Source organism: Pseudomonas sp. Irchel s3a18 (assembly GCF_900187535.1).
Taxonomy (GTDB): Bacteria; Pseudomonadota; Gammaproteobacteria; order Pseudomonadales; family Pseudomonadaceae; genus Aquipseudomonas.
In genome coordinates this window covers 434,458-458,772 of sequence record NZ_FYDV01000001.1, presented here as the reverse complement: position 1 = coordinate 458,772, position 24,315 = coordinate 434,458, and the positions used below count along the sequence as shown (strand labels likewise).

15 protein-coding genes and 1 pseudogene are annotated in these 24,315 nt (G+C 60.3%); 9 read left to right on the top strand and 7 right to left on the bottom strand.

Going from position 1 to position 24,315, the window contains the following annotated elements; all coding sequences use genetic code 11:
* Positions 1-155: 155 nt before the first annotated feature.
* Genes CKW29_RS01845 through mexE form a run of 3 tightly spaced genes read right to left on the bottom strand, consistent with a single transcriptional unit; the run spans position 156 to position 6,022 of the window.
* Positions 156-1,577 (bottom strand): efflux transporter outer membrane subunit, encoded by a 1,422-nt coding sequence (locus CKW29_RS01845; protein WP_095144373.1) that lies wholly within the window; start codon positions 1,575-1,577, stop codon positions 156-158.
* Positions 1,574-4,753 carry an efflux RND transporter permease subunit gene (locus CKW29_RS01840; protein ID WP_095144372.1) on the bottom strand — a complete coding sequence of 1,060 codons (3,180 nt, stop codon included), beginning with the start codon at positions 4,751-4,753 and terminating at the stop codon, positions 1,574-1,576. The genes CKW29_RS01845 and CKW29_RS01840 overlap by 4 nt, the downstream gene beginning before the upstream one ends.
* Before the next feature lie 15 nt (positions 4,754-4,768).
* On the bottom strand, positions 4,769-6,022 hold the full coding sequence (gene mexE / locus CKW29_RS01835; protein WP_095144371.1) for a multidrug efflux RND transporter periplasmic adaptor subunit MexE: 1,254 nt from the start codon (positions 6,020-6,022) through the stop codon (positions 4,769-4,771).
* A gap of 400 nt (positions 6,023-6,422) precedes the next feature.
* Here mexE and CKW29_RS01830 point away from each other — a divergent pair, with 400 nt between their 5' ends.
* Entirely contained in the window at positions 6,423-7,679 is a 1,257-nt protein-coding gene (locus CKW29_RS01830) for an amino acid permease (RefSeq protein ID WP_095147809.1), read from the top strand.
* Between the two features lie 300 nt (positions 7,680-7,979).
* Here CKW29_RS01830 and CKW29_RS01825 read toward each other — a convergent pair whose 3' ends face one another.
* A complete protein-coding gene (locus tag CKW29_RS01825; protein ID WP_095144369.1) occupies positions 7,980-8,894 on the bottom strand; it encodes a LysR family transcriptional regulator in 915 nt (304 codons plus the stop codon).
* 267 nt (positions 8,895-9,161) lie between these two features.
* On the opposite strand from CKW29_RS01825, the gene CKW29_RS01820 reads away from it, so the two are divergent.
* The 3 genes from CKW29_RS01820 (at position 9,162) to pgm (ending at position 14,153) form a co-directional block, all read left to right on the top strand.
* On the top strand, positions 9,162-10,184 hold the full coding sequence (locus CKW29_RS01820) for a zinc-dependent alcohol dehydrogenase family protein (protein ID WP_095147808.1): 1,023 nt from the start codon (positions 9,162-9,164) through the stop codon (positions 10,182-10,184).
* A 596-nt stretch (positions 10,185-10,780) separates the two neighbouring features.
* On the top strand, positions 10,781-12,220 hold the full coding sequence (locus CKW29_RS01815) for a hypothetical protein (protein ID WP_177452368.1): 1,440 nt from the start codon (positions 10,781-10,783) through the stop codon (positions 12,218-12,220).
* A gap of 289 nt (positions 12,221-12,509) precedes the next feature.
* Positions 12,510-14,153, top strand: a complete 1,644-nt coding sequence (gene pgm, locus CKW29_RS01810) for a phosphoglucomutase (alpha-D-glucose-1,6-bisphosphate-dependent) (RefSeq protein WP_095144366.1) — start codon at positions 12,510-12,512, stop codon at positions 14,151-14,153.
* Positions 14,154-14,230: 77 nt separating this feature from the next.
* Here the strand turns inward: pgm and CKW29_RS01805 are convergent, their stop codons facing one another.
* Positions 14,231-14,926 (bottom strand): pirin family protein, encoded by a 696-nt coding sequence (locus CKW29_RS01805; protein WP_095147807.1) that lies wholly within the window; start codon positions 14,924-14,926, stop codon positions 14,231-14,233.
* 252 nt (positions 14,927-15,178) lie between these two features.
* On the opposite strand from CKW29_RS01805, the gene CKW29_RS01800 reads away from it, so the two are divergent.
* Complete coding sequence (locus CKW29_RS01800; protein ID WP_095147806.1) at positions 15,179-17,668, top strand: UvrD-helicase domain-containing protein; 2,490 nt, start codon at positions 15,179-15,181, stop codon at positions 17,666-17,668.
* 256 nt (positions 17,669-17,924) lie between these two features.
* On the opposite strand, the gene CKW29_RS01795 is transcribed toward CKW29_RS01800, so the two are convergent.
* Positions 17,925-18,200, bottom strand: a complete 276-nt coding sequence (locus tag CKW29_RS01795; RefSeq protein ID WP_095144363.1) for a DUF1652 domain-containing protein — start codon at positions 18,198-18,200, stop codon at positions 17,925-17,927.
* Between the two features lie 276 nt (positions 18,201-18,476).
* Between CKW29_RS01795 and CKW29_RS01790 the strand changes: the two genes are divergently transcribed.
* The 3 genes and pseudogenes from CKW29_RS01790 to CKW29_RS01780 form a co-directional block, all read left to right on the top strand.
* Complete coding sequence (locus tag CKW29_RS01790; RefSeq protein ID WP_095147924.1) at positions 18,477-19,292, top strand: AraC family transcriptional regulator; 816 nt, start codon at positions 18,477-18,479, stop codon at positions 19,290-19,292.
* A gap of 51 nt (positions 19,293-19,343) precedes the next feature.
* Positions 19,344-20,750 carry an FAD-binding oxidoreductase gene (locus CKW29_RS01785; RefSeq protein ID WP_095147805.1) on the top strand — a complete coding sequence of 469 codons (1,407 nt, stop codon included), beginning with the start codon at positions 19,344-19,346 and terminating at the stop codon, positions 20,748-20,750.
* A 30-nt stretch (positions 20,751-20,780) separates the two neighbouring features.
* Positions 20,781-20,979, top strand: a pseudogene (locus tag CKW29_RS01780) (cupin); the annotation flags it as partial.
* On the opposite strand, the gene CKW29_RS01775 reads toward CKW29_RS01780, so the two are convergent.
* The gene (locus CKW29_RS01775) at positions 20,970-21,929 is read right to left on the bottom strand and encodes a LysR family transcriptional regulator (RefSeq protein ID WP_095147804.1); all 960 of its coding nucleotides are present in this window, start codon (positions 21,927-21,929) and stop codon (positions 20,970-20,972) included. The pseudogene CKW29_RS01780 and the gene CKW29_RS01775 sit on opposite strands and share 10 nt — an antisense overlap.
* Positions 21,930-22,100: 171 nt before the next feature.
* Between CKW29_RS01775 and CKW29_RS01770 the strand changes: the two genes are divergently transcribed.
* Positions 22,101-24,137 (top strand): alkyl/aryl-sulfatase, encoded by a 2,037-nt coding sequence (locus CKW29_RS01770; RefSeq protein WP_095144360.1) that lies wholly within the window; start codon positions 22,101-22,103, stop codon positions 24,135-24,137.
* The last annotated feature ends 178 nt before the right edge of the window (positions 24,138-24,315 follow it).

Sequence of the window (24,315 nt, the reverse complement as noted above, 5' to 3'; positions counted from 1 at the left end):
TGGCTGACGGGGTGATCGATGGCATCTATGATGAAGCTTGCTGTGATCAGCATTGCCGTTTAGCCCCGTGAAAAAGCAAAAAAAACCCCGCGACCGAATGAGGCGCGGGGCAAAAAATTGGTTGGTTGCGGCCAACCAAAGGAGCACTTGTAAGCTTAGTTGCTGGCGACGGTTTCGGGTTGCCAACCGCCACCCAACGCTTTGTAGATGGCGACGATGCCGCGGTAGAGGTCGACTTCGGCCTGGGCCTGCGAGTCTTCGGCCGCCAGGCGTTCGCGTTGGGCGTCGAGCAGCACCAGGAAGTCCGCGGTGCCTTCGCGGTAGCGAATCTCCGCCAGGTCGGCGGCGGCGCGACTCGATTCGCTTTGGCGAATCAGCGAGATCAGGCGTTGTTGGCGTTTGCCGTAGTCGGAGAAGGCGTTTTCCGATTCTTCCAGGGCCAGTAACACTTGCTGTTCGTAGGTGGCCAGGGCGCCGTCGGCGTTGGCATCGGCGGCCCGCAAGCGGGCACGTACGCTGCCCAGGTCAAAGGCGGCCCAGGTGATGCTGGGGCCCAGCGCCCAAGCGTTGGCGGCGGATGAGCCAATCTGCGAACCGCGTCCTGCCGTGAAGCCGAGGAAGCCGCTGAGGCTGACCCGTGGGAACAGGTCGGCCTTGGCCACGCCGATCCGGGCCGTGGCAGCGGCCAGTTTGCGCTCGGCGCTGAGGATGTCGGGACGGCGTTGCAGCAATTCGCCCGGATCACCGATCGGCAGGGCCTTGGCGATCGCCGGCAAGCTGGCGGGGCTCAAGTCGACGCTGAGCTTGTCCGGACGCTCACCCAGCAGGGTAGCGATGCGGTTGCGCTGACGGATCTGCACTTCCTGCAACTGCGGCACGCTGGCTTCGACCGACGCCAGGCGTGCGTCGGCGCGAACCACGTCGAGCTGATCACCGACACCGGCATCGCGCAGGCTGATGGTGATATTGCGCGACTCCTGCTGGTTCTGCAGGTTGGCCAGGGCAATCTTCTCCCGCAATTGCGCGCCACGCAGTTGACCGTAGGCGTCCACCAGTTCGGCAATCATCGTGACTTGCAACTGGTACAGGTCGGCCGCGGCCACCTGGGTGTCGGCATCGGCCGCTTCCAGGTTGCGCTGGATACGCCCGAACAGATCGATCTCCCAGGCCATGTCCAGGCCCAGGTCATAACGTTCGCTGCTGACCCGGTCGGTGGTCTGGCCGGGAATCTGGCCCTTGGCCAAGTCACTGCTGACCCGGCTGGTGACCACCGGCATGGCGTCATTGCTGACATCATCACGGAATGCCCGGGCAGCCCGCAGGCGATCAAAGGCCACCCGCAACTCACGGTTGCCCTGCAGCGAGGTGTTCACCAACTGATTGAGGATCGGGTCTTCGAACTGCTGCCACCAGATCCCTTCGAAGCGGGCGCGGTCGAAGTTCTTCTCCCCGTTGGCCCCCACGGTCGCGGACGTGATGTTGGCCGCTGCCGTCTCGGGGGTCTTGTAGTCCGGACCGACGGCGCAAGCACTCAGGGCCAGCACCAGCAGGCTCGGCAGGAAGGCTTTCAAGCTCATTGTTGCGCCTCCAGTTTCAGGGCACGGGCCGCTTTGCGGGCGTCGCTGCGCTCCACATAACGGCGGATCAATACGTAGAACACCGGCGTCAGCAGCAGTCCGAAGAAGGTCACCCCGAGCATCCCGGAGAACACCGCCACACCCATGGCGTGACGCATTTCGGCACCGGCGCCGCTGGAGAACACCAGGGGCACCACCCCCATGATGAAGGCGAACGAGGTCATCAGGATCGGCCGCAGACGCAGGCGGCAGGCTTCCAGCACCGCGCTGAGGGCGTCCATGCCTTCCTCTTGCTTGTCCTTGGCGAACTCGACGATCAGGATCGCGTTCTTGCACGCCAGGCCCACCAATACGATCAAGCCGATCTGGGTGAAGATGTTGTTGTCGCCACCGGACACAATCACCCCGGTGATGGCCGACAGCAGGGTCATCGGCACGATCAGGATCACCGCCAGCGGCAGGCTCCAGCTCTCGTACTGGGCCGCCAGTACCAGGAACGCCAGCAGCACGCAGAGCGGGAACACGAACAGTGCGGTGTTGCCGGACAGAATCTGCTGGTAGGTCAGGTCGGTCCATTCGTAGGTCATGCCGTTGGGCAGTTCTTCCTTGAGCAGTTTCTCAATGGCTTTCTCCGCCTGGCCCGAGCTGTAGCCAGGGGCGGCGGCACCGTTGATTTCGGCGGTGATAAAGCCGTTGTAGTGCATCACGCGGTCAGGGCCTGAGGTGTCGCTGACCTTGATGAAGGTTGCCAGCGGGATCATCTCGCCCTTGTTGTTGCGTACTTTCAGCTGGCCGATCTGGTCCGGCTCGAGGCGGAACTGCTGCTCGGCCTGGACGTTGACCTGATAGGTGCGACCGAAGCGGTTGAAGTCGTTGGCATACAGCGACCCCAGGTAGATCTGCAGGGTGTCGAAGATGTCGCTGACGGCCACGCCGTGGGTCTTGGCCTTTTCGCGGTCGATGGCGGCATCGACCTGGGGCACGTTCACCGTGTAGCTGGTGAACAGGCCCGCCAGTTCCGGCACGTTGTGGCTCTTGTTGATGATGTTCATGGTTTCCTTGTACAGCTCGTCATAGCCCAGGTTGCCCCGGTCCTCGATCTGCAGGCGGAACCCGCCAATGGTGCCCAGGCCCTGTACCGGCGGCGGTGGGAAGATCGCCATGTAGGCTTCCTGAATATCGGCGTACTGGCCGTTCAAGGCCCCGGCAATGGCCCCGGCGGATTCGCTCGGGTCCTTGCGCTCGTCAAAGGGCTTGAGGGTGACGAACACGATGCCGGCGTTGGGGCTGTTGGTGAAGCCGTTGATCGACAGGCCGGGGAAGGCCACCGCGCTTTCCACGCCCGGTTGCTTGAGCGCCATGTCGGACATGCGCTTGATCACCTCTTCGGTACGGTCCAGGCTCGCGGCGTCCGGCAGTTGGGCGAACGCCACCAGGTATTGCTTGTCCTGGGCCGGTACGAAACCGGTCGGCGTGTTGGAGAAGCCGAAGAACGTCAGCACCATCAGGCCGGCGTACAGCAGCAGGGCGATACCGCTGCTGCGGATCACACGGGTCACGGTGCCGACATAGCCATGGCTGGCGCGGTCGAAGAAGCGGTTGAACGGACGGAACAACCAGCCGCCAAAGAGCGTGTCGAGGACCTTGGAGAAACGGTCTTTCGGCGCGTCATGGCTCTTGAGCAGCACCGCCGCCAACGCTGGCGACAGGGTCAGCGAGTTGAAGGCCGAGATCACGGTCGAGATGGCAATGGTCAAGGCAAACTGTTTGTAGAACTGACCGGTCAACCCGGAGATGAACGCCGCCGGGATGAATACCGCACACAGCACCAGCGCCGTGGCGATGATGGGGCCGGTCACTTCACGCATGGCACGCTTGGTCGCTTCCACCGGGGTCAGCCCCAGGCCGATGTTGCGCTCGACGTTCTCCACCACCACGATGGCGTCGTCCACCACGATGCCGATGGCCAGCACCAGGCCGAACAGTGACAACGCGTTGAGCGAGAAACCGAACATGTGCATCACGGCGAAGGTACCGATCAGCGATACCGGCACCGCCACCAGCGGGATGATCGAGGCGCGCCAGGTCTGCAGGAACAGGATCACCACCAGCACCACCAGGATCAGCGCTTCGAACAGGGTGTGCACCACCGCCTCGATGGAGCCGCGCACGAAGATCGTCGGGTCATAGACGATGCTGAAGTCCATGCCTTCGGGGAAGTTCTTCTTCAGCTCGGCCATCTTGCCGCGCACTTCGTTGGAGATCTCGATGGCGTTGGAGCCCGGGCGCTGGAAGATCGGGATCGCTACCGCCGGCTGGTTGTTCAGCAGGGAGCGCAAGGCGTACTGGCTGGAGCCCAGTTCGACGCGGGCAATGTCCTTCAGGCGAGTGATTTCACCGTTGTCGCCTGAGCGAATGATGATGTTTTCGAACTCTTCCTCGGACACCAGGCGACCCTGGGTGTTGACCGAGAGCTGGAACGCGGTGGCACTCGGTGCCGGAGGCGCACCCAATGCACCGGCGGCCACCTGGCGGTTCTGCTCGCGAATGGCATTGACCACATCGGTGGCGGTCAGGTTGCGCGAAGCGGTCTTGTTCGGGTCAAGCCACACCCGCAGCGAGTAGTCGCCCATGCCGAACAGTTGCACATCACCGACACCGCCCAGGCGCGCCAGCTCATCCTTGATGTTGAGCAGGGCGTAGTTGGACAGGTAGAGCATGTCGTAGCGTTTGTCCGGCGAGGTCAAGTGCACCACCATGGTCAGGTCGGGCGAGGCCTTGTCCACGGTGATGCCGATCCGGGTCACTTCTTCGGGCAGCTTGGGCTCGGTGCGTGTGACGCGGTTCTGCACCTGCACCTGTGCGTTGTCCAGGTCGGTGCCCAGGGCAAAGGTGATGGTCAGGGTGATCTTGCCGTCGGCGGTGGACTGCGAGGACATGTACAGCATGTTCTCGACGCCGGTGATGGCTTGCTCCAGAGGAGCGGCCACGGTTTCACCGATGACTTTGGGGTTGGCGCCCGGGAAGTTGGCACGCACCACCACTGTCGGTGGCACCACTTCCGGGTATTCGCTGATGGGCAGCTGGAACAGCGAGATGCTGCCGGCAATCAGGATCAGCAGCGACAGTACCGCGGCGAAGATCGGCCGTGAAATGAAGAACTGGGAAAAATTCATCGGAGTCTGTATCCCTTAACCGCGTGGAGTCGCAGCGGCGAGCTTCACAGCCGTGCCCGGCGCAACCTTGGCGGGCGCGACTTGGGGCAGGTTGCTGGCTTCAAGCGCCTGGCGTTGTTGTGCAAGGGCCGCGAGGGTTTCCTGGCTGGCCATCTGGACCACTTCTGGGGTCACCGGCGACCCCGGGCGCACCCGTTGCAGGCCCTTGACGATGATCGTGTCGTCCTTGTTCAGGCCGCTGCGCACAATGCGCAAGCCTTCGATCTTCGGCCCCAGTTCAACGGCGCGGTAGGCCGATGTGTTGTCGGCGTCCATCACCAGCACGAACTTCTTGCCCAGGTCCGTGCCCACCGCTTCGTCCGTGATCAACACCGCCGAATAGGTGCCACTGCCCACCAGCTTCAGGCGGGCATAAAGGCCGGGGGTGTATTCGCCCTTGCTGTTATCGAACACCGCGCGACCACGGATGGTGCCGGTCTTGGGGTTGACCTGGTTGTCGATGAAGTTCATCTGGCCCAGGTGCGGGTTACCGTCTTCATTGGACAGGCCCAGGTAAACCGGGGTGGTTTGACCGCGTTGGCCCTGGCGGGCGAGCTGGGTGTACTTGAGGTACACGCGCTCATCGGCGTCGAAGTAGGCGTAGACCTTGTCGGTGGAGACCACGCTGGTGAGCGGAGTGACATCGGCGGTCACCAGGTTGCCGGCGGTGATCTCGGCGCGGCTGACGCGGCCACTGATCGGCGCGGTTACCCGGGTGAAACTCAGGTTCAGTTTGGCCAGGTCCAGTTGCGCCTGGATTGCACCAACCGCTGCCCGTGCTTCCTGGGCGGCGCTGGTGCGCGAGTCGGCCAGTTCTGCCGAAATCGCGTTGCTGGTGCGCAGGCGTTCACCACGGCGGGCTTCGTTTTCGCTGCGGGTCGCATTGGCACGGCCTTGGGCGACCAGCGCTTCGAGGCGGCGGACCTCGGCCTGGAACGGACGCGGGTCGATCTGGAACAGCAGGTCGCCCTGTTTCACCAGCGCGCCTTCGGTGAAGGCCACTTCATCGATCTGGCCCGAGACCCGTGGGCGGATCTCGACGGTTTCCGGTGCTTCGAGGCGGCCGGTGAACTCGTCCCACTCGTTGACCGGTTGTTCCAGCACCTTGGCCACGCTGACCTTGGCAGCAGGCATGGCGGCGGCCAAGTCCGGCGTCTTGCCGCAGGCGCTCATCACCAGCAAGGCCAAGGCGGCCAAGGGCAAGCGCAAATGTTTGAGTGACTGTTCCATGGATGCATCCGCCAATGTATTGAGATGGGCGGATGATGCTTCGCGAGGGGGTATCTCACGAATCGAATGAGGCAAAGGTAACTATCATTCGGAATGATATAAGCGGCAGGGGAGCCCTCTAGTCTGGGGTTTTTGTTAGGCAGCTATCAATCTTGTTAATAGAGTTATCCGCCAGGGATTGCTCGCCATCACCACCGTGAGCGCCGCTTGCCGTTTCCCCTCTCCAAGGCGTGCACCGCTCTAGATCGCACTTCTACGACAAATTATTAATATCGTGTGAGTATTATTTTGAACACTGCGTGTGATATTTTGCCCGCTTTTCAAGGTTCCACTGCGTGCAGTGCTTTGATAATGAGCGCTGCATGGATTCTGCAATAACTATAAATAGCGAGAATTGTTCATGAGCAAGACCCCTTACGCCGTTGCCGGCGAGCCATGCGAGGCGCCCAATGCCGAGTCATCCGGACTGGAAGTCAAACGCCTGACCTTCGTCGAGGCGGTGGCAATGATTGTCGGCACCAACATTGGTGCCGGTGTGTTGTCGATGGCTTACGCCAGCCGCAAAGCCGGATACATGCCGCTGCTGTTCTGGCTCGCGGTCGCCGGTATTTTCACCACGATTTCCATGCTGTATGTCTCGGAAACCGCTTTGCGTACCCGCCGTCACCATCAATTGAGTGGCCTGGCGCAGCGTTATGTCGGTTCTTTCGGCGCCTGGGCGATTTTTCTCTCGGTGGCGGTCAACAGCATCGGTGCGCTGGTTGCCTACATGAGTGGAAGCGGCAAGGTACTCAGTGAGTTCTTCGGCATCAGCCCGGCGCTGGGCAGCCTGCTGTTTTTCCTGCCTGCAGCGTTGGTGCTGTACCTCGGCCTCAAGGCCATCGGCAAGGGCGAGAAGTTCATCAGCATCGGCATGCTCAGCATGACCCTGGTGCTGGTGATCGCGACGCTGGTGAACGAAAACACCCAGTTCGCCAACTTGCTGGAAGGTGATTGGGTCTACATGATCCCAGTGTTCAACATTGCCGTGTTCTGTTTCTCGGCCCAGTACGTGGTTCCGGAAATGGCCCGTGGCTTCAGCCATGCCCCCAAGCGTCTGCCGCTGGCGGTGATTACCGGGATGGTGATTACCTTTGTTTTGCTGGCGATGGTGCCGATGTCGGTGATTGCCTTGACCGGCCTGGAGAACCAGAGCGAAGTTGCTACCCTGGCCTGGGGCCAGGCACTGGGGCAATGGGCGTTCTACACCGCCAACACCTTTGCCCTGTGCGCGATGATGACGTCTTACTGGGGCTTGGGTGGCAGCTTCCTGACCAATATCTTTGACAAGTTCCAGAGCCTGGGTTCAGAGAGCAACCCGAAGACGCGCTTGCTGGTACTGGCCATCGTCTGCATCCCGCCCTTTATCCTGGCGTACAGCGGTATGGTCGGTTTCGTCAGCGCCTTGTACTTCGCCGGGGTCTTCAGCGGGGTGATCTTGTCGATCATGCCGATCCTGATGCTGCGTTCGGCACGCAAGAGCGGCGATATCGTCCCGGCCTGGCAATGTGGCTGGATTGCCCATCCGCTGATCCAGGTCACCGTGGTGGTGCTTTATCTGATGAGCATGGCCTATGCCATCTGCGGCGCGCTGGGCTGGTTGCCTGCCAGTTGGTGAGTGGCTGCGGCTAGCTTTGCCAGAGAAAAGCCGTCGCCGCACTGGATACAGTGGTCTGGGCTGTGGCCGAGGCTTTTGCTGCCTGGGCCACGTCTCAATCATTGGCAGCTCGGGCGCAGGAGGCGACCTACAAGGTCGAGTATGTGTTCGAGATTCGCCTGGTGCCGGATGAGCAGACCCTGGCCGCGCAGGTGCAGGTCCTGCCTCAGAGATTCACTCAGTACGGGCAGCCCACGAGCAATTTCCTGCCACCGGCCAAGGTGCTGATCGACCCGGCGACGGGCGCGGTATCCCGGCCCTTCAAAGACTCTCAGGGTCCCCAAAAAACATCTGTATGCGCGACCGCAACCAGCGCTCACCCGGATCATTGTCCTGGGAGCCGCGCCAGGCCATGTGCAATTCGAAGCTGCGGGTCGGCAGTGGCGGGTCCTCGGCGCGCACGCCGCCAGCGGCGGTCAGGGCTTCGGCGGTGTAGTCCGGCACGGTGGCGACAATGTCGGTGCCCGCCAGCAACGTACTCAAGCCATTGAACTGCGGCACGGCGAGCACCACGTGGCGCTTGCGCCCGAGTTTTTCCAGTTCTTCATCGATAAAGCCACTGAGGTCGCCGGCAAACGAGACCAGTGCGTGGGGGCGGGCGCAGAAGTCGTCCAGGCTCAAGGCCCCGGGCATGGTGTCGGCGCGCAGCAGTTTGGGCAGGCTGCGACGCAGCACTTTGCGCTTGGCATTGGCGGGCAGGTCGGTGGTGTAGCTGACACCGATGGAAATTTCACCCGAGGCCAGCAAGCTCGGCATCAATATGTAATTGACCCGACGCACCACCAGGACGATCCCGGGGGCTTCGGCGCGCAGACGCTTGAGCAGCATGGGCAGCAGGGCGAACTCCACGTCATCCGACAGGCCGATGCGGAACACTGCGTTGCTGGTGGCCGGGTCGAAATCGGCCGCTCGGCTGACCGCGGTGGAAATCGAGTCCAGGGCCGGCGAGAGCAGGGCGAAGATTTCTACCGCGCGGGCAGAGGGTTCCATGCTGCGGCCGGTGCGGACAAACAGCGGGTCATCGAACAGGCCGCGCAGGCGAGACAACGCCGCGCTGATGGCTGGCTGGCCGAGAAACAGCTTCTCCGCAGCGCGGGTCACGCTGCGTTCGTGCATCAGTGTTTCAAACACGATCAACAGGTTCAGGTCGACACGACGCAGGTCATTACGATTCATCTGGAGTCCTGGCAGAGTCAGCAAACTTGACGAGTGCGGCCATTTGAGAACAATGGCCGGCATGAATCTTACGGGGAAAGGCTGTTACTCTGCACCGAGTAATTCATTTTTCCCACAATGCTGGTTCGGTTTTCTATGTCTATTGACGGATTGCCGGGGCTGCGGAATCAATGACAGGCATGTCGACTATTAATAGCCACTGATGGTCTTGGCCAGAAAGCCCGGATAGAGTTCATGGTATTAGAGGTTACTTTGACGAGGTTTGCGATGTCCCGCACGATCCGTTTTCACAAGTTTGGTCCGGCCGAAGTGCTCAAGTGCGAAGAGCATGCGGTAGCTCTGCCTGCGCCGGGCGAAGTGCAGGTGCGCGTCGAGGCGATTGGCATCAGTTGGTATGACACACTCTGGCGTCAGAACCTGGCATCGTCGCACGCACGGCTGCCGTCCGGCCTGGGCAGTGAGATGGCCGGCGTGGTGACGGCGTTGGGTGAGGGCGTGGATGATCTGGCCGTCGGCGACAAGGTAGCCAGCTTCCCGGCGCAAAGCGCCAATGATTACCCGGTGTACGGCGAGCAGATCGTGTTGCCTCGTACGGCGTTGACCCGTTACCCCGATGTGCTCAGCCCGGTTGATGCGGCCGTGCACTACACGCCGCTGCTGATCGCTTATTTCGCCTACGCCGACCTGGCCCGGGTCAAGCCCGGTCAGTTCGCCCTGGTCACCGATGCCAGCCACTGTGCAGGTCCCGCCTTCGTGCAACTGGGCAAGGCCTTGGGTGTGCGGGTGATTGCCGCGACCAAGACCGCGCAGGAGCGTGAATACCTGCTGTCCCTCGGTGCCGAGAAGGTGATTGTCACCGAAGAGCAGGACCTGCTCATGCAGATCAACAAACTCACCGGCAACCGCGGTGTGGATGTGGTGTTCGATGGCCTTGGCGGCCCGCAGATGTCGTTGCTCGGCGATGTCCTGGCGCCTCGTGGCAGCCTGGTGTTGTATGGCCTGCAAGGCGGCAACCAGACACCGTTTCCGGCCTGTGCGGCGTTCCAGAAGAACATTCAGTTCTTCGTGCACTGCATCGGCAATTTCACCGGCAAGCCGGAACTGGGCATCGCCCAGGACCAGGCCGCGTTGCAAAGGGCCTTGCGCGATATCAACCAACTGACGGCCGAGGGTGTGCTCTCGCCGCTCAAGACTCGGGTCTTCCCCTTCGCCGAGTTTGTCGAGGCGCACCGTTACATGGACGAATGTCCGTGCCGCGAACGGGTGGCGCTGCAAGTCGACCCGGTATGATCCTCTACGAGAGCCCGCAATAGCGGGCTCTTTGTTTTTTGCCGGGTGTTCGATGCGTTCATTGCCCTGGCGTGTGACCCTCTGGTTCAGCAACTGAGCTGGTTTTTACTTCTGACCTGTATCTTCTAATCACTCACTAACTCCTGATAATTGAATGATTAATTTCATCTCAAGGAAAGAGCCATGGCTGGGGGTTGTGTTTTAGTGGGCGCTGGTTCAGGTGTCGAGTATTCTGAGCATGGCTTTTCTGCGCCGCGCATTGAAAAATCTGAAATAAATGACGGGTTGGTTAGTTGTCGTGGCCTCTCTCTGTTGCTGGTTCTTTATTTGCTGTGCTCAGTGTTTGTGGGAAGTTGTCGGAAACTTCCTAGGCTCTACTTGTTTTCTGTCAGGGGCCTTTGTTTACAGGGCTTTATCTGGCTTCTGGATTGATGGACTTTATTGCCGGGTAATCGGGCTAAAGAGTAGTTGCAATCAAAGTGATATCATTCAACGATAGAAACTTGCGACAGCATCAAAAACCATCTCCGGCCGTTGGCCGCACGGGTTGATGGTTGTTCATGCACTGCCGATTTATGGAGTATCAGGTAAATACGATGAGCACTATTCATGATCAAGCGATGAACTACGTCTACCAGCAAGTGTTGCATAGATTGCTGAGTTTCTTTTCCAGAGCGGAACGTACGGCCTTGCAGCTTTTAATCCAGCGTCTTGTGGTAGCTGCCGGGGGTATGGAACGAATCGGTCAATACAAAGTGCTCATGAGCCACTCCGGTACACAGGACAGTTGCTACACCCTGGCGTTTTTGCGGGCAGCGCAACTGAGCATTGCGAGCAAGGCGCCGTCGACCTTCCAGATACGGGTTGCGACGTTACGGGTTGGCGCAACCACTCCGGCGATCATGGAGGTGCTTCATCGCAGCTATAGCGCCCTGTTTGTCTACGACGACCCCAGGGTTGAAGTGCTGATGGTCGATAACCGCGAGGTGCTGCCGTTCTGCCATTTAATACCGATCTCGGACGCTGGGCGTGAGTTGAATCGGACGAACATGCTGATGCTCGGCCACCTTCGCGGGGGCGGCGGTGTGTTCGAGGCCTGTGATGACGGTTATTTGGCCATGGGTGAGTTCTATGGACAGATAGCTCGTTGGGACGGCGGCGTCGATGCCTTGATCGGCGGTGAAACGGTACGTCAGCAAAAGCAGTTTCTCGCAGGATTCAAGCGAGGCGCAGTCAGGGTAGGGTTGCGCGTGCCCCTTGAGCCCGAACAGAGTTTTGACGGGCTGTTTTCGACACTCCAGAAACTGCGACCCGATTTTTACCGCGTGCTCTACGCGGGCCATGAACGGGCCGAGTGGCGGCCGCAGGAGCGTTTTGATGCACGGCGTGCTGCCAGCTACATTGATGTCCTGGATCTGGTGACCGGAAATGTGGAGGAGCGCTGGCCCCTGCTCACCGAGTTCCTTGGGTTGCAGCCTGATGCAGTGGATGCCCCGTTACGCGAAAACCCATTCGCCAGCCCGTTGCTCTCGGCGCACTTTCGCGGCTTGCAAGCCAGTTACCTCAAGGGCCAGACCTACGAGCAGGGGGTTGCCCTATACATCCAGCGGGTACTGCTGATGATGCGTAAGAGGCAGGTGCCCGAGCGATTCTGTAACCAGGCGCTGGACCTGTATGGCAATCCGCAGACCCTCGCCGAACGACGTATCCAGGCCAACATCGAGGCGCAGCAGACCCTGGGGCTCAGTGAAGCGCAGCAGTTGTGCTTGCTCTTCACACCCTTTGTCGATGAGGGGGCGGGGCTCGAGCGTTTTTTGCGCCGCTGCCATCCCGGCATGCTGGTGGCAATGCCTGAAGTGCATAAAGCGCTGCAGGGTAACGCGGTCGCCGAGCAGGTCATGCAATGGATGGTGGATGTCAGCGGCTTGCCGGTCCATTTGATGCGCACGCTCTACGGCATGCAGTCGGTGCCGGACTCCGGGTGTGAACTCGTCGGCCAGGCAAAATACGCTCGTCGGAGGGCAGCCCCGCTCTGAAGAGGCTGATACACCGTGCGATCTGGCAGCGAGACGTTAAAGGGGCCTGGTAGTGGGTCGACCCGGCAGTTGGGACTACCTTGTGGGCGCGACTGAGCCATGGGTTCAGCGGCCAGCTTGGCCTGGATACGGCAATGGCAATGCTGGCGGATGCGTTGCGGCTGGAACGCACGGATTGAGCGTGGTGGAAAAAATCCTGCCGGCTTCAGGATCGATCCCATCGCTCTGTGGTCAAACTGCCAGTAAACTGCGCTCCTATTCCCGAACCCCACTCTTTCAGAGGTTTTGCATGACACTCAGTCCTTTTGCGGGCAAACCGGCACCAGCAGCCTTGTTGGTCGATATCCCGCGACTGGTTACGGCCTATTACACCGGCCAGCCCGATGCCTCGGTGGCTACCCAGCGCGTTGCGTTCGGTACATCGGGGCACCGTGGCAGCTCGTTCGAGCTGAGTTTCAATGAATGGCACGTCCTGGCCATCAGCCAGGCCATTTGCCTGTATCGCGAAGCCCAGGGCATCGACGGCCCGTTGTTTGTCGGCATCGATACCCATGCGCTGTCGACGCCGGCCGGTGCCAGCGCCCTGGAAGTACTGGCTGCCAACGGGGTGACGGTGATGATCGCCGAAGGCGATGAGTACACGCCGACCCCAGCCGTTTCCCACGCCATCCTGTGCTACAACCGCGGCCGCACGTCGGGGCTGGCAGATGGCATTGTCATCACGCCGTCCCATAACCCACCGCAAAGTGGCGGTTACAAGTACAACCCCACCAACGGCGGCCCGGCCGATACCCACATCACCAAGTGGATCGAGGCCAAGGCCAACGAGTTGCTGGCCAACAAGCTGGCCGGGGTCAAGCGCATCAGCTACGAACAGGCGCTGAAGGCCGACACCACTCACCGTCATGATTACCTCAACACCTACGTCGCCGATCTGGTCAATGTGATCGACTTCGACGCCATTCGCGGGGCCAATCTGCGTCTGGGCGTGGATCCGCTGGGCGGAGCAGGGGTGCGCTACTGGTCGGCCATCGCCGAACACTACCGCTTGAACCTCGATGTGGTGAACACTCAGGTCGATCCGACATTCCGTTTCATGTCGGTGGACTGGGACGGCCAGATCCGCATGGACCCGTCCTCCAGCCATGCCATGCAAGGCCTGATCGGTCTCAAGGAGCGCTTCGACGTTGCCTTTGCCTGCGACCCGGACCACGACCGTCACGGCATCGTCACCCCGTCCGGTGGTTTGCTGGCACCGAACAACTACCTCGCGGTGTCCATCGACTACCTGTTCCAGAACCGGCCGCAATGGCGCGCCGATGCGGCCGTGGGTAAAACCGTGGTCAGCAGCGGTCTGATCGATCGGGTGGCCAAGCGCCTGAACCGTCGCCTGTACGAAGTGCCGGTGGGTTTCAAATGGTTCGCTGATGGCCTGTTCGACGGTTCGTTGGGCTTTGGCGGTGAAGAGAGCGCTGGCGCTTCGTTCCTGCGCAAGGATGGCAGCGTCTGGTGCACCGACAAGGATGGGCTGATTCCAGCCCTGCTGGCCGCGGAAATGACCGCCCGTACCGGGCGCGACCCAAGCCAGGCGTACCGTGCGCTGACCGATGAGCTGGGTGAACCCTTCTCGGTGCGCGTAGACGCCAAGGCCAATCCGGAGCAAAAGGCATTGCTGGGCAAATTGTCGCCAGAACAGGTCACGTCGACCCAACTGGCCGGTGAACCGATCCAGCGCATCCTGAGCAAGGCGCCGGGCAATGACCAGGCCATTGGCGGCCTGAAAGTCATGACCGAGAACGGCTGGTTTGCTGCCCGTCCTTCGGGCACCGAAGACATCTACAAGATCTACGCCGAGAGCTTTATTGGCGACGATCACCTCAAGCAGCTGGTGCAAGAGGCGCAAACCCTGGTGGATGGCGCGATCAGCCAGTAAGCGCGACGCTCGCCCGGAGCAGCACGAAAAAAGGGGTGACCACGGCGGTCACTCCTTTTTCGTTGGGCCTCAGTGCATCAAGCCAGGTCCACCAGCACGATCTCACTGTCTTCAAAGGCGGTTACGCGCAGCACCTGCTCGTCGGCAATCGCTACGCCGTCTCGCGCCTGTGCACGCAAGCCATTGACTTCAATCACCCCGGTGGCGGGCACCAGGTAGGCGCGCCGACCGTTGTCCAGCCGGTATTCGGCGGTTTCTCCGGCTTTCAGGTTCGCCGCCACCAGCCGGGCATCGGCGCGGATGCGCAGGCTCTGGTCGTCGCCGTCCTTGCCACTGGCCAGGGTCACGAACCCTTCGCGCTGCCCCTTGGGGAACGGCTTGGCGCCCCAGGACGGCGCTGTGCCGGTCTGGTTGGGGATGATCCAGATCTGGAAGATCCGGGTGGCCGTCGACTCCAGGTTGTACTCGCTGTGGGCGATTCCGGTGCCGGCGCTCATCACCTGGACATCACCGGCTTTGGTGCGGCCCTTGTTGCCCAGGTTGTCTTCGTGGCTGATGGCGCCTTCGCGAACATAGGTGATGATTTCCATGTCGCGGTGCGGGTGCCTGGGGAAGCCGGTGCCGGGGGTAATCACATCGTCGTTCCAGACCCGCAGGTTGCCCCAGTTCATGCGCTTGGGGTCATGGTACTCGGCAAACGAAAAGTGGTGGTGGGCATCCAGCCAGCCGTGATGGGCGCCGCCCAGGGAGGTAAAGGGTCTGAGTTCAAGCATGATCGTCTCCTGAAAGGCTCGCATACAACGAGAACCGGTGGTTGATGGTGCGCATCATCCATCAGCAACGGATCGATAAAAAGCGTAAAAAATGCCTGAAAACAATCTGTTTATTAGATATATGAGGGCGAATGAATTCTACGGATCAGCCTTCGGTTCATCGCTTAAGCCAATGAAGGATAAGCATTTGACTAGAACTCGTCGGCAAATGAAGACACCATAGCGCCAACAGCCTCACACCCTGGAGTCAGCGTGCCACGAAACATCCCCGATCTTCCTCCCGAGCTTTTGCCCCTGGCCGAAATGCCGTGGCTCAAACGGCTGGCCGCGCGCTTTTTTGGTCATGGCCTGACGCGTTTGCGCGCACAGCACCGGGCGTCCTGGTTGCACGGCCAGGCTGACGGGTTTCGCAGTGGGCACACGGCGGGTGTGGACTACGGCTACAAGGAAGGCAAGGCGGACGGGATCGAAGAGGGCCGCCAGGTCTTGTTGATCCGCGACAGTCGCTGCACCGAGCACCCGGCGCCGCGCGTGGATGACCACCTGTTCGACGATTGGCGGTTGCCCCTGAGTGCCGAGATCAAAAAGCGCATGAAGGCCGACGTCGCGCGGCTGTTGCCGGCGCACGCGCAACCCAGCGCGGCGCAGTGGAAGATGATCTTCAGCGACACGCCGTCGACCTCGGTGGTTGCCGGGGCGGGCGCCGGGAAGTCGACCACCCTGGCGTTGCGCATTCTGTTGCTGACCCACTACCTGGGGTTCGAGCTGGATTCGTTGACCGTGGTGACGTTCACCCGCGAGTCACGCAAGGACTTCATCAACAAGCTGATCGCGCTGTTCGCCACCTGGGGTCGCGCACTGTCGCAAAAGGATGCCCGGGACCTGGTGCGCACCTTCCACTCACGCATCTTGCCGATGATCCGCAGCCTGCCGGGGTTCGAGCGCCTGCAAGCCTTCGAAAACCTCAACGAGCGCTCGCTGTTCAATGAGGCGGAGGTCGACAGCAACCCTTTCGACCTGCGGATCAACGACACGCAGCGCCAGCAACTCAACGCCTGTTTCCATCGCTTGTTCACCGACAACGAGCGGTTTCGCGAACTGATCACGCCGCTGTCGCGCCACGCCTTGCAGCTCAAGGAACTGGAGCGTGACCACCCCGAGGTGCAAAAGCGCATGGCGGTGACCGAACTGGCCGCCAAGCGCGATGAAGAACTGTGCGATACCCTTGAGGACTTGTGGTTTCGTGCTGGCGCCTGGCCGATCAAGGGCATCGAGCCCAGCCGCCAGACGTTCGAGATCAACGGCTCGATGTTCCATTGCCATGGCTACATCCCGAGCCTGGATGCCTGGGTGGTGCTGGGCTTCGATCCCCGGGAAAATCCTCAGCTCAGCCGGCCAAACGCCAAGCTGAGCGTGCGCGCGGAGTGGGCGGTCAAGCGAACCCTATTTCGAGCTTTCTGTCGTAAGCCATTGATTTGGCTTGATAGCTATGAATCCTCAAAGCGTGTTCTGGCCACCCTCGCCGGCGATGCCAGCGCCGGTCCCGGGTTTGACTACAAGGTCAAGGGTGAACTGGCGGGTGCGCCGCTGCTGGATTGTTTTGTCGCCGCCGCGAGCTTTATCGAGAACCTCGGGCTGGACGTTCCGGCGGCCGTGGGCCAGATGAGTTTCGCCAAGGATGACCCGGACCGTTATTTCTTCGAGGCGCTGAGCCTGTTCTGGCGCACCTTTGAAGATCACCTGCTGGATCAGTCGCCACCGGTGATGACCTACAACCGCATGTTTGCCTTGTTCAGCGAGCACTCGCCGGAGAACCTCAAGCTGCTCAGCGACGAGCTGCTACGACCGATGTCGCACTTGATGATTGACGAGTTCCAGGACGTTTCCCCGCAGATTGTCTCCTGGATTCGCGCCACGCTGGGGGAGATCCGTCGCCGTGGACCGGCCATGCACGTGGGGCGTGGTGCCCAGCGTTCCTCATTGCTGTGTGTGGGCGATGACTGGCAATCGATCTATGGCTGGCGTGGCAGTTCGCCCAAATACTTCATGGAGTTCAACAAGGAGTTCCCGTCCCCCGGTACCACGCGGGTGATGCTCAGCGACAACTACCGCAGCCATCAGCACATCATCGACGCCGCCGAACATATCGTGCGGGCGGCACCGGCGATCCCGGGCAAGAAAGCCAAGGCCTGCGGTGAATCGGCAGAACTGTTGCCGGTGAACATCCACGATCGTGACGACGGGGAGCTGGCCAAGCGCTTGTCGGAGCACTATCGCAATGGCGATTCAATCTTGATGTTGTATCGAAAAAGTAGCGATAAGTTGTTGATAGAACAGCATATTTCATCTGTAGTTAATGCTGATTCTAGCTTGCCTTTCGAGGCTAGGCGCCTCAAGCAACTGACGTTCCACAGCGCCAAGGGGCTGCAAGCGGATGCGGTCTTCCTGTTGGGTGATTGCCAGCATTTGACCTGTTCTCCCTATAAGAACCAGGTCTATCGACTGGCCGGGCTGGGCAAGGACGGTGATGCCGAGCCCTATGACTCGGCGCAGAAAGACGAGATCCTGCGCCTGGCCTATGTTGGCATTACCCGTGCCGCGAAGCATTGCCATTGGTACGTCGATCCTCAGGAGGGCAGCTCGGTGAACCTGCCCAGAGCGTCCGACAGGATCGCCTCCGGCAAGCCTTTCTTCGCCGACCAGCGTGCGAGCAATGTAGGCAGTAAAACCGTTCCAGCGTGAGCGCTGCTTGTGTGGCGAGGGAGCTGGCTCGCGCTGGGCCGGGCTGGCGCTCCAGGGCAGCGGCCCTGGTGAGGCGATAGCGCTCGTTCAGAAAGACTTCGGTGGCTGGTTTGGGGGCTGTTGCACAGCCCCGCGCGAGCAAGCTCGCTCGCCACGGAGGTGTCCGCCGCTGGCATGACGTGTTTTCAGCGTATTTTGTGTGCGATGGCAAGCCTGCAGGAGCCCACCCACAAGGCGAGGTGCGCTCGCCAATCGTTCACGCGTTGTGCTTGAACGTGAGCGGTGGGATGAAGGCTTCAAGTTCATCCTCCACCGCTTCGATTATTCGCTCCACATCGGTGGCATTCATCAGGGTGGCGCAGGGGATGCCGGCGATGGAGACCATGGTCCTGCCACTGGCACGGTCAAACAACCGGAGGATCATGCTGTCCGGTGCGTCCATGGTGGCTTCGAATCCAATAGGGTGAAAATGCCAGCGCATCAACTGGCAGGCGTTGGGGAACGTGACCTTGCTGAACTCAGTCCTGTGCATGGGTGACCCGCCTTCGTCATCAAGCGCTTCCTTCGGCTTCTGTCAGGGGAGGATGAGCCGTCATTGGCCCAACCCTGTGGAGTTTTAACGGTAGCACTGACTTTACGATGGACCGTGAAATTTACCTGCCGGCTGTCGATTGACCGGGATTCAGCCTGTGCTCGATTACGTTCTGTCATGCCGGTGGCAAGGTTCGTCGGTGACAGGCCCTAGAATTGACCATTGAAGCCTTGGCGCAAGTTCGGCAAGCTCGGTTTTTCTGTTGCCGAGCACCTTATGCCTGCCCACGATGATGGCCCGTTGCAAACCCAGGCCACCGGCGAGACGGTGCTGCGTTACCACCTGTGCTGGAAGCATCGGGACCTGGACGGCGTCATGGCGCTGTACCACCCGGACATCCAGTACCACGACTTTTTCCAGAACCGCGTCCTGGGGCTCAGTGAGCTGCGTGAGTACGTGCGCGACAGCATGCCCCGTGATCCCCTGGAAGCGCTGGAGCATTCGGACCGGATTCGCCTGGACGGTGACACGGCGTTCATTCAATACCGCATGACCTTGCGCGGCGGTGAGGGGCTGGTGTCGTTCCGTTCCAGCGAGGCGATCACGGTGCGCGACGGACTGATCTGGCGGGTCAACGAATACGCATCGCTGGTGCACGAACAACCCCTGAGCAAACCGGCCGGCAGTGGGCGCCCGGCGGTCAGTCGACTGGGGCTTTCACCCCGCCAGTTGAGCTTCATGGCGCAGGATCTGCAGCAGTATTTCGAGCACCAACAACCTTATCTTGAGCCTGGGCTGGACCTGGAAGGGGTGGCGAAGGCGTGTGGCTACAGCCGCAACCAGATTTCCTACTTGCTCAATCAGGTGTTGGGGCAGAGCTTCTACCGCTACGTCAATCAGGCGCGGCTGCGGCACTTGCTGACTGCCCTGGAGACCGCACCCGTCCCCCTGCGCATCGATGAACTGGCCTTTGCCGCCGGCTTCAATTCCCTGTCGGCGTTTTACACCTGTTTTCGCCAGCACACCGGGATGTCGCCCAAGGCCTATGTCCGGGAAAGTTCTTTGCGTGCACGCGCGCAAGACAGCCACTGAGCCCAGGCATTAGGATCACCGCCATCTAAACCTTGAGTGGCGGAGTCTTGCATGCCGGCGTGGCGCACGATCAGTTTGTGGATGGATCAACTGGAAGAGCCGTTGCTGGCCCGGCCTTCCCTTGAGCGGGACCTGGACGTCGACGTGGCAATCATAGGTGCCGGCTACACGGGCCTCTGGACCGCGTACTACCTCAAGCGCCAGGCGCCGGAGTTGAACGTCGCCATCATTGAAGCGCAAACGGCCGGTTTCGGCGCCTCCGGACGCAACGGCGGTTGGGTGATGGGCAATCTGTTGGGGGAGGACCGCCTGCTCGCCGGGCTGTCACCGGAGCAGCGCCGCGCCTCCTATGACTTGCTGCACGGCATTCCTGACGAGGTACGGATCGTCACCGAACGAGAAGGTATCGACTGCGATTTTCGCAAAGGTGGTGTGCTTTATTGTGCCGCGCGCTACCCCGAGCAGGAGGTCAGTCTGCGGGGCTACCTGGACAGCTTGTACCGGCAGGGCCTGACCCCGGACGACTACCGTTGGTTGAGCCCCGAAGAGCTGGCCCGGCACATCCGCGTAGCCAGGCCTTACGGCGCTATCCATGCGCCGCACTGCGCGACGGTTCAGCCAGCCAAGCTGGTGCGTGGCCTGGCGCGGACGGTGGAACGCATGGGGGTGCAGATCTACGAGAACAGTCCGGTCACTGACTGGCAGCCCGGCAGTCTGAAGACCGCCAACGCGACAGTGCGCAGCCGCTGGATCGTGCCGGCCGTGGAAGGCTATGCCGCGACACTGGCGCCGTTGGGGCGCTATCAGCTGCCGGTGCAGAGCCTGCTGGTGGCCACTGAGCCGTTGTCGGCCGCGATCTGGGACGAAATCGGCCTGGACCATGGGCAGGCGTTCAGCGAAAGCAGCCGCCAGGTGACCTACGGCCAGCGCAGCGCCGATAACCGTCTGGTGTTTGGTGCCCGTGGCGGTTATCGGTTTGCCGGCAAACTGCGGCACGACTTCGACCTGAGCGAGGGAGAAGTCCAACTGCGGCGTTACCTGTTCGGTGAACTGTTTCCCCAACTCAAGGACGTCAATATCACTCATTCCTGGGGCGGCAACCTGGGCATGTCCCGACGGTTCAAACCCCACATGCTCTGTGATCAACGCAGTGGGATCGCACTGTCGGGCGGTTACGGCGGCGAAGGCGTCGGTGCCAGCAATCTCGGCGGCCGGACGTTGGCGGACCTGATCCTCGGGCGCGACACCGAGCGGGTTCACCAACCCTGGGTCATCCCCCAGGGCGGGCTGGATGCGCTCAAGGCCTGGGAGCCCGAACCGCTGCGCTGGCTGGGCTACAACGCGATCATTCGCAGTTTCATCCACGAAGACCAGACCCTGGCCGACCTGAACAGCGCGCCCTGGCGGCGCAGGCTGGCCTGTCGGGTAGCGGGTTTCATGGAAGGTTTCATGCAGTAATTTCGTTTCCTCTCATCGACAGGTATCGGCATGAGTATTACCCAGTTCAAGAACACCCCGCACATGACGCTGGTGGCGTCGGCACCGGTCGCCGTGCCATTGGACGCACCCGTGGCCGTGACCTCGACCACCCGTGTGGAGCGCAGCGATGGCGTCGAAACCGGTATCTGGGAGCGCACCTCCGGACGCTGGGCGACAGATCGTCGCGCAAGAGTTCTGTCACGCCATCCTCATCTGGGCCAGAAGACTTTCACGCTGACACATTTCTTGTTCCACGACCCTCACTTCCCTCATGTAAACCTCTACCGCGGGTGGCAGTGAGCGCTCTTTAAGGTAGATGAAGCCATAACGGGTATGCAGTGCGAGGTCATGGATAGGTAACGGTACGATTTCACCAGCCATGAACTCTCGTTCAAAAGTCGATAAATTCCCTAGCGCCAGGGCGTTACTGTTCTCGACGAATTTAACGATTTGCATGGGCACGTCTATTTCGATCGCCGGTACAAAATCGCCAGTCACCGCGTCATAAGAGCCGGCGCTGCCCAGCGTTGCCGGGAGCAAATGGGTGGCCAGCCGCAGCGGAATGCGCGAGGCCACCCACGGATAATCGAGTGCTTGCGCCAACGTAAGTGGACGGTATTGCGACAGCAGCGGATGACCGGGGCGACAAAACAGGCGTCCCTCATGCTCACCCAGCAGCTCACAGGTGAACTCTTCCCTGCCTTGTAACGTGCTGATTTCGGCGATCCCCAGATCCACCGCCCCTGTAGCGACCTGATGAGCCACATCACGCCATCCGGCGACATGTGCCGTGACCTTGATTTGCGGATGCCGGGCATGCAATCGCGCGATGCTTGCATAACCGCTGGAGATGCTTGGATAGGGACCCAAGGCGACCCGCAGTGCTCCGATATCGCCTCCTGCCAGCAAGGCCATGTCCCGCCGCAGGTCCTCCTCGGCCACCAACAGGCGCTGGCTCTTTTCACGCAGCAACTGACCAAACGCAGTGAGCATGACGCCTTCTGTACGTCGGTCGAACAGCATGACCCCGAGCTCACTCTCCAGCAACTGGATGCTTTTGCTCAGCGCGGGCTGGGAAACCCCCAACGCTTTTGCTGCCCGACCAAAGTGCGCATGTTCAATCAATGCCAAAAACTGACGTAAGCGGCGTGGCGTCATCTAATAACCTTTATGTTATCGAAAATTGGTAAACAGGAATTTTTAGGAATGAGATGAATATGCTATTCATGGGCAGACCGGTCAAGCTCACGACGCACATAAATAGGCAACCGTGCACAGTCAACGGCATTGACGCTCATTGGCACCCCCATTTGGCGCAGGAACCATTTCATGTACAACAAGACCCTTCATCTGGCACTGGCAATCACGTTTGGTAGTGGCGTCAGTCCTGCCATTTTTGCTGCCGATGCAAACGGCGTAAGTTCTGATCCGACCTCAACACAAAATGCGCACTTCGATAGCAAGGGCAAAGCGCCTTCGCCCTACACGATTGAGCTGCAAAATGGGTTGCGCAAGACACTTCCATTTGCCGACAAACGCGACTTTGAAGAAGCGAAAAAAGGCTTCATCGCTGCACCGTCCTACAACAAGATCATGGCCGAAGCCGGGAATGTCGCCTGGAACATGGGTAGCTATAACTTCCTGTTGGAAGGCAAGGACTACGACAGTATCAATCCATCCCTGCAACGCCAGGCGGTACTCAACATGGCCTTCGGTCTGTATGAGGTGGTTCCGGAGAAGATTTACCAAGTGCGCGGGTTTGACTTGGCGAACATCACGTTCATCAAGGGCGATACGGGCTGGATTGTGTTCGATACCCTGATGTCGAAGGAAACCGCCAGGGCCGCCCTGGACTTCATCAATGAAAAGCTGGGCAAGCGCCCGGTCGTTGCGGTAGTGATCTCTCACTCCCATGCCGACCATTTCGGTGGCATCCGCGGCCTGGTCGATGAGGCAGATGTGCGCAGCGGCAAGATCCCGCTGATAGCACCGACAGGTTTCATGGAACATGCCGTGGCTGAAAACGTCTACGCCGGCAATGCCATGACCCGACGCGCCTTCTTCCAATACGGTGTCATGTTGCCACACAGCCCATATGGCCATGTCGACATGGCCATTGGAAAAAATGCCTCCATTGGCAACATGGGGCTGATTGAGCCCAATCGCTATATCGCGAAAGATTTCGAGACCCTGACCATCGACGGTGTGGAAATGGAGTTTCAAAGCACGCCCGGCACCGAAGCGCCAGCGGAGATGAATACATGGTTTCCGCAGTTCAAGGCATTCTGGGCAGCCGAAAACATCATCGGCACTATCCATAATATTTACACCCTGCGCGGTGCCCTGGTCCGTGATCCATTGGTCTGGTCGAAGAACATCAACAACGCCTTGTATCGTTACGGACAACAGGCCGACGTCATGTTTGCCTCGCACAGTTGGCCACGTTGGGGCAATGAGCGAATTCAGGGCGTCATGCGCGCGCAACGCGATGCCTACGCTAACCTGAACAACGCTGTACTGCATGCCGCCAACCAGGGCGTCACCATCAATGAGATTCAAAACGTCTACAAGTTGCCCGATAGCCTGAAAAACAACTGGGCGACCCATAGCTACCACGGTTCCGAAGAGCACAATAGCCGCGCCGTGATCAACCGCTACCTGGGTTACTGGGATGCCAACCCGGCGACGCTGATGCCGCTGTCACCGAAGGATTCGGCACCGCTGTATGTGGAAATGATGGGTGGCGCAGACAAGATCATGACCAAGGGCAAAACCTTGTTCGATCAGGGCAAATACCGCGAAGCTTATGAAATTCTCAATAAACTGGTCTATGCCGAACCACAAAACAGCAAGGCCAAGGACCTGCTCGCGGACGTCTATGAGCAGGTCGGCTATCAGAAGGAAAGTGCCGGGGTGCGCAACAGCTTCCTCGCGGCGGCTTATGAACTACGCCATGGCATTCCCAAGGGAGTGCCGCCAAAATCCACCGGACCTGACATTATCCGCGCCATGAGCACAGAGTTGTGGCTGGAATACCTCGGCATTGCCCTGGACGGCAGCAAAGTCGCGGATCAACACTTCGTCATGAACCTTAAGACTCCCGACAACGGTGAGCAGTTCGTGGTTGAGTTGAGCCATTCGACACTGACCAATATCAAGGGGCAGCAAGCGAAAAATGCCGACCTCACTATCACCCTTGAGCGCTCTGATCTTGAAGGCGTAATGGCAAGGAAAACCAGCTTCGATCAACTCGTCGCGGCCGGCAAAGCTACATTCGAAGGCGACCGTAAACCCTTCGAACTGTTGATGGCCGCCATCACTCCGTTTACCCCCACCTTTGAGCTACTGCCAGGCACCATTGAGTAATCCATCAGGGTTGCGCATCACCCTGTTTCAGGGTGATGCGCAACCCTACCAAGGTGTAGCCGAGCCCGGAAATGATGGGCAAGCTGTTCGCCCTTGAGGCCATGCCCCTGAACATCGACCGGATCCGCACGCGATTGTGGAACAAGGTCCGCACCGGCAGTTGAGGCGCTGGATCGAG